Source organism: Pelagibacterium halotolerans B2, from assembly GCF_000230555.1.
GTDB lineage: Bacteria > Pseudomonadota > Alphaproteobacteria > Rhizobiales > Devosiaceae > Pelagibacterium > Pelagibacterium halotolerans.
Window position 1 is genome coordinate 2,960,306 of record NC_016078.1, and the last position, 12,361, is coordinate 2,972,666.

Genomic DNA, 12,361 nt, shown 5'->3' on the forward strand with positions numbered 1-12,361 from the left:
AGGCCCTCCCCGGGCCGTCAGGAAATCTGCAAAAAAACCCGCCGCACCGTCAAGCGCGAGGTGATCGCCGTCAGCCCGGCAATCACCAGCACGACGCCCACGATCCCCAATATGCCGCTGATCCCCAGCGCGAACTGCCCGAACAGAACGCCCAGTTGCGCGCTCGATTGTTCGGGCACCACGGTGCTCATCGCCGTTCCGGCAATGATGAAGAAGACGATGGCCGCCAGCCCGCCCACCAGCCCGCCCTTGAGCCCGAGCAACAAAAACCGCCCCTGGAATTCCCCCGCGATGAACGTGTTGGACGCCCCGATGAAATGGAGCACATCGACGATTTCCCGGTTGGTCGACATCGTCCCGCGCGTCGCGAACACGATGGCCAGCGCCGTCGCCACAAGGATCAGCGCCAAAACCAGTATCCCCGACACGACGATCGTCCCCGCCATCGTGTTGAGCTGCACCCGCCAGGCCGCATGGGTTTCAAGCGTCGCTCCGGGAATGGCCGAAATCTCGCTTTCCAGCCGCGCGATATCGGCCGCATTGGGATCGGCAAGTTGCACGATCACCAGCCGCGGGATGGCGAGATCGGAAAGGTCCAGCCCCTGCCCCAGCCAGGGCGCCAGCAACTCTTCGCTCTCTTCGATCGAAACCACCCGCGCGCTCGCCACCCCCGGCACCGCTTCGGAAAGCGACACGGCCAGCCGCAAATTGGATTCGATCACCTCCCCGTCGAGCGGGCGGATCTGGATGGTCAGCTCGCGCCCCACCTCGGCCGACCACCCCATCGCCGATTTCTGCACCAGCAGCACGCCGCCGAACGTCACGCAGGACAGAAACGTCATGATGCCGATGAGCAGCATCAGCGTGCGCCCCGCCACCGATTGCGCCGGAACGATCGGATTGGGGCGGGAAAAATTGAGTTTCAGCCCCTCACTCATGGATGGTGAGCTCCCCTTCATTGAGCAGCATGCGCGGATAGGCGAACTTGTCGAGCAGCGCCACCTCGTGGGTGGCGAGGATGATCGTCGTGCCCATCTTGTTGAGCTGTTCGAACAGATGCAAAAGCCGCTCGGACAATTCGGGGTCCACATTGCCCGTCGGCTCGTCGGCCAGCAAAATGTCGGGATTGCCGATCACCGCCCGGGCAATCGCCGCGCGCTGTTTTTCCCCGCCCGAAAGCACCGCCGGATGCGCGTCCATCCTGTCGCCCAGCCCCACCCAGTCGAGCAATTCTTCCACATTGCCGCGATAGCTCGCTTCCGCCTGCCCGCGCACGCGCAGCGGCAGGGCGACGTTTTCGAAGGTCGTGAGATGATCGAGCAGCCTAAATTCCTGGAACACGATGCCGATATGGCGCCGCATCTGCAACAGCCTGTCGCGGTCGAGCGCCGAAACGTCCTCCCCGAACATCGAGACGGACCCGCGCGTGGGCTTGAGCGAGAGCAGCAACAGCCGCAAAAGCGAAGTCTTGCCCGACCCCGAGGGTCCGGTGAGAAAATGAAACGAGCCCGGCGAGATCGCAAAGGTCAGGTCTTTGAGGATTTCCGGCCCGTGCCCGTATCGAAGGCCCACATTTTCGAACGCGATCAAACCGCTTTTCTCCGCGAATCACCCTGTTGCCGCCACTCTATCAGCCATCACCCCCCAATGGCCGCATCATGGCGGCGTTTCAAGAGTTTTAACCCGGCCCGCTTAGGGTCGGGGCACGGATTTTCGCTCAACCCCTTCGGTCCCGCGCGTGATTATCACCTGCCCCAATTGCCAGACGCGCTACAAGCTCGGCTCCGATGCCCTCAGCGCGGCCGGCCGGCAGGTCCAGTGCGCCGCGTGTTCCGAGCTCTGGTACGCGACCCCGAGCTTTCCCAAGCCCGCCGCCCCGCGCCGCGATCCCGAACCCACCGACGATGAACTGATCTTTCGCGCCGACGCCGATACGCTGTTTTCCACCGCCGACGAGGAGATGCTCGACGCCTCCTTTCTGCGCGCCCAGCCTCAGTTCCGCGCCGAAAATCACGATCCCGGGCATCAGTCCCCCGCCGACAGCGAGCCGCCGTCCGACCCGATCGATGGGGGCTCCTCGATCGACACCGCCGGCAACCGCGCCCGCATCGAGGCGCTGGCCAAGCGGCGCAACGGCATGCTTGCCGCCCATCCCATCGCCCGCTTCCGCCGCTTTTTCCGCATCGTGCTTGGTGTGTTCATCGTGGCGGCGCTGGTCGCCGCCTTCGCCCTGCGCACCGAAATCGTCTCCGCCGTGCCCCAGCTCGATGGGCTCTATCGCCTTGTGGGGCTGGGAACAAATGTGGTCGGACTTGATTTTACCGAGATTAAGACTTTGCGAACCACGCAGGACGGAAGCCCCGCCATTATCGTCAACGCCAGGATCTCCAACGTGACGAATCGCATAACCTACGTGCCATCGGTGCTCGTCAGCCTCCTCGATCAGGCCGGCGCCATTCTCTATGAATGGACGGTGACCCCGGCCACGCGCAACGTCCTGCCCGGCGATACCCTGGCCATCGACGCGCAACTGATCGGACCGCCCCAGGGCGTGACAAACATAAGACTGAGCTTCGTCGACGGCGCCAACGGCTCGCCGGCGGGGACCTGAAACGACCGGACAACAAGTCCATTCGAGCCAATCCAAAACGGCGCCTCGATGGTCTGAAGAATAAGGGTAGAGCCCCATGGCACGCATACTGGTGGCCGAAGACGACGATAACGTCCGCGCCTTCGTAACCCGCGCCCTCGAAATGAGCGGCCACGACGTGATCGACGCCTCCGACGGCGGCCTCGCGCTGGAAATCGCCAATGAGCACAATGGCAATTTCGATCTTCTGGTCTCCGACATCAAGATGCCCGTCATGGACGGCATCGGCCTGGCCCTCGCCATCGGCGCCCAATACCCCGCCATGACCATCCTGTTGATGACCGGCTTCGCCGACCAACGCGAACGCGCCCACGGCCTGGACGCCCTGATCTACGACGTCCTGGGCAAACCCTTCTCGCTGGCCCAACTGATCGAAAAAGTCGACGACGCACTGGCGGGGAAACCGGCCGAGATTATTCCGCTGGCACGCTCGGCGCTGTGAGCGTCGAGGCCGAACGGGGCCCTCGACCGCCCGGAACTGTCCCCGCCCTTCCCCTTCGTCGTCCTCGGGCTCGACCCGGGGACCCGCAACCCTTCCGCGTTCGCAAAGGAAATGGTTGTCACGCGCCGGCGCGATTGTTCGACTGACAAAACAGCGCGAACGCCGCCCGCATTGATCGGAGGGGCGAATATGGCAAAATGGCCCAGAATCAATTTCGACCCGCGCATGGGCAGCTCGAGCCCGAATTCTGATTGGAATGACTTTGAAGTCGCCGCCTATGCCAGTCATCGCTGTTGCCGCGATGACCGCTATCTTGTTCTGGAGCCTGAAACCGGTATTCGTCGCAACAATTGGTGATCGCGCGACCTTTGCCGAGATTTTCGTTGTCGCCGGGGCCATTGCTCTGATCTGCAGCCTCGCGGGTGCCGCCATTATGTGGCGCGACACACTCAGGCTCGTTCGCAGTCGAGCTGTATTCTATGGGGCTGCGAACGCGGTTGCGGCCGGTTTCTTTCTGGCGCTTTGGTACTACGGATTTTATCGCGGTCTCTACAACTCGCAGAAGGCTGACGTCACCATCATTGCGTTTACCTGGCCGCTGATCGCCATATTCGCAATGCAGATCTTTGCACCGAGCCTGGCCAGGCGCCTTTCGCGCATGGAATTGTCGCTCGTTCTGGTCGCATTCTTTGGCGCCGTTGCCATCGGCCTGGGGCGCCTGACAAGCCTCGATCTCACCGCCAACAGCGAGATATTGTTCGCATTTCTTGCCGCGTTCGGATCAGGCGTTTACCTGCCGTTCAGCCTCAAGGCGCTGATCGCGTTCGAGAACATCATTGGCTCCAAGGTCAAGGCAACCTTCTTCAGTGTCTCGCTCGCTAACGCCGCGGCGTTAGCGTTCGTGCTTTGCTATTTCGGGGCAACCGGACAACGGCTCTACTTTTACGCGTTCGATCCGACGGTCTGGGCCATCTGCGCGCTCATCGGGATCGGCACCTATCTTTTGGCCGAGATGACGTGGAACTGGGCCTTTACCGAGTTCAAGTCTCTCACCCTTTCCTCGCTCGTCTATTTTTCCCCTGCGCTCTCGGTCGTCTATCTCTACGTGTTCTTTGACGTGCCCGTATCGTCGCTCTCGGTGTTCGGCCTGGTGCTGATCCTGTTCGCGAACATGACCCTCCATGGGCGATACCAGTTGAACAACGCGCTGTTTTCGGCGCTGATCGGCACGCTTTTTGTGGCCCTTTGTTCATTTTTTGTTGTGCCGACCGACACACGATTTCTCACCGATCTGCTCTATTTCCTGTCGGGTGTCTTTGCCATTCTGGCCGGTTTCATTCTGAGCCGGGTCAGCGGGCGCAGAGCGCAGGAGATCGATGTCCGGTCCGATCTGGTTCGTAGCCTGCTTGAACTGCGCGACGGAGTGCAGGACAGGGACGACCTGATCGACACCCTGCTCCAATTGCTCATCGAAATCGAATTCACTCCCATTCTCGCCGAAAAGCAGAAAAGCGCTGTCGCATTCCGGGAAGGACTCAAGCAGATCGAGCCGTCGGAGCGGCTCCGTCAGACGCGGGCGGTTTTCGACCAATGGTACAACATTCACCGCGACCGCTTGTCGCTGGGGGAAAAGGCAGCCATTTGGCTCACAGGTGGCGGCAGTATCCTGTTCCTGGTGCTGGTGCGCGGTGACGACGTGCTCAGCCAGATCGGCGTGTTCATGCTCTCCGCCGGCATCTTGCTGGTGCTCTTTACGATCAGCGATTACGAAAAGAGCAATGTCCAGGGCTTCAGAAAACAGTTTCTGCGGCTTCAGGAAGGATTTTCCGAGCTTGGACGAACACTTTTCGTACCACGCTCGGTGGTCGAAAGCCGAGAGATCGGCAGTCTGGACGGCATCGACACCCTACGATTCCGCAATAACGCCGGGGAGATCGAAACCATATCGACCGGACGCGACCGGTCCGGCTTCCGCATAGTGTATTCGGGCACCGCTTTGCTCATGCTCGGCGCCCTATTTGCACTTCCCCTGTCCTCCAGCGACTATTCAGGCAATCAGCTCGACCGCATCATAAGGCCCGGCGTAGCCAACACAGGGCTTCAACTGCCATTCTTTTCCGATGAGAGCGACATCGTAATTGCCAGCTTCGCCTGGGACGCCAGCAAGGTGATTGCTGAAATCATCAGGCAGACCATCAGCGACAGGCTCGGCTATTCGGCTGCAGTTCAGGAGGCGAACCTGAACGATGTCTTTGCTGCGATGGCCGACCCCAATGGCCGCATAGATGTCCACCCCGATTTCTGGCTGCAAAACCAGCCAGAAAACCTCATACGCTATGTGAGAAACGAAGGCAGCGTTGCCCTTAACACGCAAAGTTACGAAGGAACGCAGGGAATATACGTCGCCGCGCCGTTCCCCGAGGCTGTGACGCGGATTTCAGACCTCGCCAACGCTGCCGTGTCGGCACGATACGATACAAACGGCAACGGCAGGGGCGAAATATGGATCGGTGCAGGCGACTGGCTCTCCACGGCCATCGTCAGGCAGCATCTGGAACGGTTCGAACTGGATCGGTTCTGGGATTTTGAGGTCTACGGAGAAAGCATCTTCCGGGCCAAGCTCGCCAGCTTCCAGGCACGCGGGGAATCGCTCGTGTTCTACGGCTATGAACCCGATTGGGTCCACGCCACATACAATACGATCGAACTTGATTCAGCGTGCCCGGCCGATGAACCCAATGCAGACGGTGACTGCGAATTGGCAAGCGTCGATGTTCACGTGGCCTACAGCGCGGCGCTCGAAGAGGACATGCCCTCCGTGTCCCAACTGCTTTCACGCATCCGGTTCCGGGCGCAGGATTTGAACGCCTGGCTCAGCGCGACCGCCCGAAGCGGGGTCGCACCAGAGGCCGTCGCCGCGCAATGGATCGCCGAGCACGAAACAATCGTTCAGGGTTGGCTCGAGGGTTCGTGAGCGACGGACGACGCTCAATCCCCCGCCCGCACCCACTCCGGCACACTATCGAGCCCAATCAGCTCATCCAGCGTCTGCCGTGGCCTCACCACATGCCACTTCCCGCCCTCGACGAGCACTTCGGCGATCAGCGGGCGGGTGTTGTAGGTCGAGCTCATCACCGCGCCATAAGCGCCCGCGCTCATCACCACCAGTAGATCGCCCTCGGCCACCTCCGCCATCTCCCGGTCGAGCCCGAGATAATCGCCCGTCTCGCACACCGGCCCCACGATATCGGCGCGAATGGTGTTGGCCCCCGCCCCCGCTTCCTGCATGGGCAGAATATCGTGATGGGCCTCGTAAAGCGTGGGGCGGATCAGATCGTTCATCGCCGCATCGACGATGACAAAGCTCTTTTTGTCGGTCTTTTTGACATATTCGACCCGCGTCACCATCACCCCGGCATTGCCCGCGATCAGCCGGCCCGGTTCAAGGATCACCTTGCACCCCAGCGGATCGGTATGCCGCCGCACCAGCTTGGCATATTCCACCGGATCGGGCGGGGGTGAATTGTCCTGTTGGTACGGTATCCCCAGCCCGCCCCCGACATCGACATGGCCGATGTCATGCCCCGCCGCCCGCAGCCGTCCGACCAGTTCGGCCAGCAGCTTAAAGGCGTTGTCGAACGGTTCGAGTTCGGTGATCTGGCTGCCGATATGCATATCGACGCCCACCGCCTTCAAATTCTTGCACGCCGCGATCCGTCCATAGACCGCCTCGGCCCGCGCGTAGGGAATGCCGAACTTGTTTTCCGATTTGCCCGTCGAAATCTTGGCGTGGGTTTTCGCGTCCACATCGGGATTGATCCGCACCGAGACCGGCGCGATCCTGTCCATCTCGGCGGCCACCGCGTTGAGCCGTTCCAGTTCGGGTTCGCTTTCGACGTTGAAACACAGGATTCCCACGTCCAGCGCCCGCCGCATCTCGGCCCGGCTCTTGCCGACCCCCGAAAAGATGATCTTTTGCGCCGGTATCCCGGCCCGCAGCGCCCGCTCCAATTCTCCCAGCGACACCACATCCGCCCCGATGCCCTTTTGCGCGGCAATCGCCAGCATCGCCTGGTTGGAATTGGCCTTCATGGCATAGGCGACCAGCGTGTCGGTGCCCGAAAACGCGTTCATCATCACCTCGATATGCCGGGTGAATGTCGCCTGCGAATAGCAATAGAACGGCGTGCCGATCTCCTCGGCCACCGCCGTCAGATCGACATCCTCGGCAAACATCCAGCCGCCGCGATAGGTAAAATGATGAACCATTATATCGTCCAAATCCAAAATCGGCGGCGCCAATCCAACTCAAGCACCCGCCCTTTGAGCCCCTTCGCCCCGCCGGGGAGAAGGGACGGGGATGAGGGGCCGCATCGGCCACGCCGATGCGTCAGCCAAGGGCCCAAACTAATTCCCCAGCCGCTCGCGCCAGCCCGCAACCTGCGCCATGACGTTTGCCGGCGCCGTCCCGCCGAAACTCGTCCGCGACTTGACCGAATTGTCCACCCCCAGCACCTTGAACACCTGGGAGGTGATCCGCTCGTCGATCTCCTTGAAATCCTCGATGGTCAGCCCTTCCAGCCCGCAGCCCTTTTCCTCCGCCGCCGCCACCGCGCGCCCGGTGATGTGATGGGCATCGCGGAACGGCACGTTGGCCGCCCGCACCAGCCAGTCGGCCAGATCGGTCGCCGTCGAAAACCCGGCCCCCGCCGCCTGTGCCATCTTCTCGCGGTTGACGGTCAGATCCCCCATCATCCCGGTCATCGCCGCCAGCGCCAGCGAGAAATTGTCGAGCGCGTCAAACGCGATTTCCTTGTCTTCCTGCATGTCTTTCGAATAGGCCAGCGGCAGCCCCTTCATCACCATCAGAAGCGATGTGAACGCAGCAAAGATCCGCCCCACCTTGGCCCGGATCAGCTCCGCCGCATCGGGATTGCGCTTTTGCGGCATGATCGAGGACCCGGTCGAAAACTTGTCGGAAAGCTTGACGAAAGCAAACTGCGCCGACGACCAGATCACAAGCTCTTCGGAAAGCCGCGACAGATGCATCGCGCAGATCGACGCCGAAGACAGCGTCTCCAGAATAAAATCCCGGTCCGACACCGCGTCGAGCGAATTGGCCATCGGCCGGTCGAACCCCAGCGCCTCTGCCGTCATCTCCCGATCGATCGGAAACGATGTCCCCGCCAGCGCCGCCGCCCCGAGCGGGCTTTCATTGAGCCGCGCCCGCGCATCGAGCAGCCGCCCCTTGTCGCGCTCGAGCATTTCCACATAGGCCAGCATGTGGTGCCCGAAGGTCACCGGCTGGGCGCTCTGCAGATGGGTAAACCCTGGCATAACGGTTCCCGCTTCGGCCTCGGCCTTGTCCACCAGAACCTTCTGCAGCGTCTCGACCTGCGCCGCCAGCATATCGAGCGCGTCACGCACATAGAGCTTGAAATCGGTCGCCACCTGGTCGTTGCGCGAGCGCGCCGTGTGCAGCCGCCCGGCCGGCTCGCCGATCAGCTCTTTCAACCGGCTTTCCACATTCATGTGGATGTCCTCGAGCGCTCGCGAGAAGGTGAACGCACCCGCCTCGATTTCCCCCCGAACGGTCTCTAGACCCGAGACGATGGCGTCCTTATCGTCGCGCGTCAGAATGCCGGCTGCCTCCAGCATTGTCGCATGCGCTATCGATCCGGCGATGTCGTGCTTGTAAAGGCGCTTGTCGAAGCCGATAGAAGCGTTGATCTCTTCCATGATGGCGTCGGGGCCGGACGAAAACCTGCCTCCCCACATGCGATTGCTCATCGGCGCCTCTACCTTAAATAAATTTGCGAGTGAAGGTTTATGGATCAGGACGAAAAGCGAAAATCCCCTCGCCCCATCATCGTCGGCACGGGCCTTTTCGCAGCGGCGCTAGGTATAGCCGTGGCCGTCTGGGTTAGCAATGGCGGCGCCAACGCGGCAACCTGCCCGGTGCGCGCCGAGGCGGCCCAGGCCATCGACGACGCCGCAACCGGCGAGCTCGCCGCCCTTCTGCCCTCGTCCCAATGGCGCGATTATTCCGACCTGGCCTTCGAGGATGAAAACGGAAACCCCGTCACCCTCGCCGATTTCGCCGGGAAAAAGCTGCTCATCAATTTCTGGGCCACTTGGTGCGCGCCCTGCCGCGAGGAAATGCCCTTCCTCGATGCGCTTGAATCCCGATATGGCGGCGACGATTTCGAAGTCGTCGCCATAAGCCTCGATGTCGGCTCGGACGGTCCCACCGCCGCCGCGCTGTTTCTTGAAGAGATCGGCACGCAAAACCTCAAACTCTTCGCCGATCCCACCTACAAGCTCTTCGAGCGGCTGCGCAATGAGGCGGTGACGCTGGGCCTGCCCGCCACCATCCTCGTCGATGACGAGGGATGCGAGCTGGCCGTCCTGCAGGGCCCCGCCCATTGGGACACCCCCGATGGCCACCGGGTCATCGAGACGCTGCTCGATATCTGATCGCAATCGGGGTCCGTATTTCCGCTTACTAAAAATTGACGGTTGGAGCGCAGACTGATCCGTGGAGGAGCCGTCGATCGCGGCGGCGGGATTGCGGATTTAAAGATTGGCCGGTTCGAGCGTAGCTGTTCTGTTGGTCACCGATGCACCCTCGGGAGCATCGTTCCCGGTTGCCCGCTGGCCGGCCATTGCGCGGGTCGAACCCCTCAGCGAACTCGGAAAAATCGACCTGTCGCCCTTTTCCGCCATCCTTGTTGACGCCGATCTTTCCAGCAGTTCGACCATCGACCGGCTCAAAAAGAGCCTCCTCGCCCTTGAGCGCAACATCCCGCGTTATTTCCTCGTCACAGAGGGCCGTCGCGTTGAAATGGTCCAGGCCAACGTACTGGGCGCCCACGCCACCGAAACACGCCCGCTTACCGCCGAAGGGCTCCAGCGCCTGCTCACCAGCACGCTGCGCGAACCGCTCGATGAGTTGCCCGACACCGCGGTCACGGTCGTGGCGCAGGCCGCCTCGAAAGCCCTCGGCAGCGCATTTGAAGCCCTGCGCGCCGATACCACCCTCGATTCGGCCGCAATGGCCGCGGCCAGCAACGACATCGTCGACAGCGTCGGCGCGGGCGGGCTCGGCCAGTGGCTCGATACCGTGCGCGCCCATCATCATGGCACCTACCAGCACTGCCTGCTGGTCACCGGCGTCCTCACCAATTTCGCCCAGAAGGTGGGCATGAGCGGCGCCGATATCTCGAAACTCACCACCGCCGGCCTCCTGCACGACATCGGCAAGGCCACAATCCCCGTCGCCATCCTCGAAAAGCCCGGCAAGCTCACCCCTGAAGAATTTGCCGAGATCGCGCGCCATCCGGTCGAAGGCTTTGACTATCTTACGGCCCACGCCAATCTCGGCCCCGATATTCTGGCCGCCGTCCGCAGCCACCACGAATATCTCGACGGCAGCGGCTACCCCGATGGCCTCATGGGCTCCCAGATCGGCGATCTCACCCGCATCGTCACCATCTGCGACATCTACGGCGCGCTCAGCGAACGCCGCGCCTACAAGCCCGCCATGAGCCCGCCCGAAGCACTGGCCATTCTCGAAGACATGTGCACCGCCGGCAAACTCGAAACCGCCCTGGTCCGCGCCCTGCGCGAAGCGGTGGAAGCGCGCTAGAGCGCGTCCAGCAAAAGTGGAAATGCTCTAGGACCCGTTCGGCGCCGGCCGAACACCAGGATGGCAAGCGCGAACCGTTCTCGAGCGCCAGCGGGTCCTTCCCTTTCCCAATCCACCACCGTCACCCCGGCCTTGAGCCGGGGCCCAGTACACTCAGTGCCTGAGATAGAGTCACCACGCCGCCGCTTACTGGATCCTAGGTCTCCGCCCGCGATGACAGCGCCGCGCGGGCAAAACTGTCCCATTCTCGCCCTCAGCGAAAAAGCCCTCAGGCGCTCTTGTCGATCTGATGCGTCGCTTCGGCCCCCGCCGCAGCGCCAGGAGCATCGAGCCGCTCGAGGGCCTTTTGGACCATCATCGCACCGCGCTCCCTGGCGATCAGCGCGGTTGTGGCCTCAAGGCTGCCTGCCTCGATCCTGGCCATGCGGTGCAAAAGGATTTCGGCCGAATGCCGGATCAGCATGAGAGCGGCGCCAGCTCAGGCCCGCTTGTCGACATTGGCGCCCATCCCGGCAGGCGCCGGTGCGGGAGTGTTCTCGACGGCCTCGGTCAGCATGGAAATCATGCTCATTTCCATCTCGTGCTGCTTTTTGACCATCAGCATCTGGGCGGTCTGAACGGTCTGCGCCTGTTTCATCGCCACCGCCGTCGCGGCAATATCGCTCATTTTGGCCCGTCCCCGTCGCTTCTGCGTTCGGACCAAGTCTAGCCCGACCCGCCTAAGAAACCCTTACCCCCGATTAACCATTGCCGCTCAAGGCCCCCTCACCCAACCCTCTCCCCCAAGGGGAGAGGGAGCCCCCGGCGCTGCATTTTATCGCTGACGCTTCAGCAGGAAAAACCCTCTCCCCTGGGGGGAGAGGGTGGCCGGCAGGCCGGTGAGGGGGCCTTGAGCGCTCGCAAAGGTCACACCCGCAAGCCTCTCCCTACCCGCCCCACAGCGCAACCTGACGCCGCTTGAACACAACCACCAGCACCACCCCGGCCACGACCCCGCCCAGATGCACCCACCAGGCCACCCCGTCATCACCCCAGATGAACACATAGAAAAGCTGCGTCGCGACCCACAGCCCCAGCACCGCCCAGGCGGGCAGCGCCAGGGGAAAGGTGATGATCAGCCTGTTGAGAACGAACACCCGCACCTTGGGATAAAGCACGAGATAGGCCCCGATGATCCCGGCCACCGCCCCCGATGCGCCCACCAGCGGCCCCATGGCATCGGGAAACAGCCACAAATGCGCCAGCCCGCTCAACACCCCGCAGGCGAGATAGAACACCAGATATTTCCAATGCCCCATGGCGTCTTCGACATTGTCGCCGAACACCCACAAAAACAGCATGTTGGAGAGAAGGTGCAGCCAGTCGGCATGCAGGAACATATAGGTGAAAACCGTCGCCTGATCGGGCAGCCAGGGCGCCGGGCCCTCTACGGCCCCGCTCACCACCGCCGGGATCATCCCATAGGTGATCTGGCCGAAATAAAGCCCGTCCTGACCGCCCGCCCATTGCAAGAGGAACACGACGATATTGAGCCCGATCAGCCCGTAATTGACGAAGGGCCGCTCGATATGGGCGATCTTGTTGCTGTCATAGAGCGGCAGAAACATAGCTGGTTTCCCTT

At 62.1% G+C, this 12,361-nt stretch carries 12 protein-coding genes; 5 read left to right on the forward strand and 7 right to left on the reverse strand.

The window, feature by feature from the left end:
* Positions 1 to 17 precede the first annotated feature (17 nt).
* Positions 18 to 938, reverse strand: a complete 921-nt coding sequence (locus KKY_RS14475; RefSeq protein ID WP_014132120.1) for a cell division protein FtsX — start codon at positions 936 to 938, stop codon at positions 18 to 20.
* The gene (ftsE, locus tag KKY_RS14480; RefSeq protein ID WP_014132121.1) at positions 931 to 1,590 is read right to left on the reverse strand and encodes a cell division ATP-binding protein FtsE; all 660 of its coding nucleotides are present in this window, start codon (positions 1,588 to 1,590) and stop codon (positions 931 to 933) included. Before ftsE ends, KKY_RS14475 begins: the two co-directional genes overlap by 8 nt.
* A gap of 148 nt (positions 1,591 to 1,738) precedes the next feature.
* On the opposite strand from ftsE, the gene KKY_RS14485 reads away from it, so the two are divergent.
* From KKY_RS14485 to KKY_RS14495, 3 genes are all read left to right on the forward strand, one after another.
* Complete coding sequence (locus KKY_RS14485) at positions 1,739 to 2,611, forward strand: zinc-ribbon domain-containing protein (RefSeq protein ID WP_014132122.1); 873 nt, start codon at positions 1,739 to 1,741, stop codon at positions 2,609 to 2,611.
* Between the two features lie 76 nt (positions 2,612 to 2,687).
* A complete protein-coding gene (locus tag KKY_RS14490) occupies positions 2,688 to 3,092 on the forward strand; it encodes a response regulator (protein WP_014132123.1) in 405 nt (134 codons plus the stop codon).
* Between the two features lie 277 nt (positions 3,093 to 3,369).
* Entirely contained in the window at positions 3,370 to 6,066 is a 2,697-nt protein-coding gene (locus KKY_RS14495) for a glycine betaine ABC transporter substrate-binding protein (RefSeq protein ID WP_050811727.1), read from the forward strand.
* 14 nt (positions 6,067 to 6,080) lie between these two features.
* Here KKY_RS14495 and lysA read toward each other — a convergent pair whose 3' ends face one another.
* Together lysA and argH are read right to left on the reverse strand one after the other, a co-directional pair.
* Positions 6,081 to 7,361 carry a diaminopimelate decarboxylase gene (lysA, locus tag KKY_RS14500; RefSeq protein WP_014132125.1) on the reverse strand — a complete coding sequence of 427 codons (1,281 nt, stop codon included), beginning with the start codon at positions 7,359 to 7,361 and terminating at the stop codon, positions 6,081 to 6,083.
* Positions 7,362 to 7,499: 138 nt separating this feature from the next.
* Complete coding sequence (gene argH / locus KKY_RS14505; protein WP_014132126.1) at positions 7,500 to 8,882, reverse strand: argininosuccinate lyase; 1,383 nt, start codon at positions 8,880 to 8,882, stop codon at positions 7,500 to 7,502.
* Between the two features lie 39 nt (positions 8,883 to 8,921).
* Between argH and KKY_RS14510 the strand changes: the two genes are divergently transcribed.
* A complete protein-coding gene (locus KKY_RS14510) occupies positions 8,922 to 9,569 on the forward strand; it encodes a TlpA disulfide reductase family protein (RefSeq protein WP_014132127.1) in 648 nt (215 codons plus the stop codon).
* A 106-nt stretch (positions 9,570 to 9,675) separates the two neighbouring features.
* Entirely contained in the window at positions 9,676 to 10,740 is a 1,065-nt protein-coding gene (locus tag KKY_RS14515) for an HD-GYP domain-containing protein (protein WP_014132128.1), read from the forward strand.
* Between the two features lie 268 nt (positions 10,741 to 11,008).
* Here KKY_RS14515 and KKY_RS14520 read toward each other — a convergent pair whose 3' ends face one another.
* From KKY_RS14520 to KKY_RS14530, 3 genes are all read right to left on the reverse strand, one after another.
* Complete coding sequence (locus KKY_RS14520; protein ID WP_014132129.1) at positions 11,009 to 11,203, reverse strand: hypothetical protein; 195 nt, start codon at positions 11,201 to 11,203, stop codon at positions 11,009 to 11,011.
* Between the two features lie 15 nt (positions 11,204 to 11,218).
* On the reverse strand, positions 11,219 to 11,407 hold the full coding sequence (locus tag KKY_RS14525) for a YjfB family protein (protein ID WP_014132130.1): 189 nt from the start codon (positions 11,405 to 11,407) through the stop codon (positions 11,219 to 11,221).
* A 259-nt stretch (positions 11,408 to 11,666) separates the two neighbouring features.
* Positions 11,667 to 12,347, reverse strand: a complete 681-nt coding sequence (locus tag KKY_RS14530) for a rhomboid family intramembrane serine protease (protein WP_014132131.1) — start codon at positions 12,345 to 12,347, stop codon at positions 11,667 to 11,669.
* Positions 12,348 to 12,361 lie beyond the last annotated feature (14 nt).

Bases quoted from the DNA above. Each gene is read 5' to 3' on its own strand.
- KKY_RS14490 (WP_014132123.1), top strand. From the start codon at position 2,688: ATGGCACGCATACTGGTGGCCGAAGACGACGATAACGTCCGCGCCTTC.
- KKY_RS14525 (WP_014132130.1), bottom strand. From the start codon at position 11,407: ATGAGCGATATTGCCGCGACGGCGGTGGCGATGAAACAGGCGCAGACC.
- KKY_RS14530 (WP_014132131.1), bottom strand. From the start codon at position 12,347: ATGTTTCTGCCGCTCTATGACAGCAACAAGATCGCCCATATCGAGCGG.
- KKY_RS14510 (WP_014132127.1), top strand. From the start codon at position 8,922: ATGGATCAGGACGAAAAGCGAAAATCCCCTCGCCCCATCATCGTCGGC.
- lysA (WP_014132125.1), bottom strand. From the start codon at position 7,361: ATGGTTCATCATTTTACCTATCGCGGCGGCTGGATGTTTGCCGAGGAT.
- KKY_RS14520 (WP_014132129.1), bottom strand. From the start codon at position 11,203: ATGCTGATCCGGCATTCGGCCGAAATCCTTTTGCACCGCATGGCCAGG.
- KKY_RS14475 (WP_014132120.1), bottom strand. From the start codon at position 938: ATGAGTGAGGGGCTGAAACTCAATTTTTCCCGCCCCAATCCGATCGTT.
- KKY_RS14495 (WP_050811727.1), top strand. From the start codon at position 3,370: ATGCCAGTCATCGCTGTTGCCGCGATGACCGCTATCTTGTTCTGGAGC.
- argH (WP_014132126.1), bottom strand. From the start codon at position 8,882: ATGAGCAATCGCATGTGGGGAGGCAGGTTTTCGTCCGGCCCCGACGCC.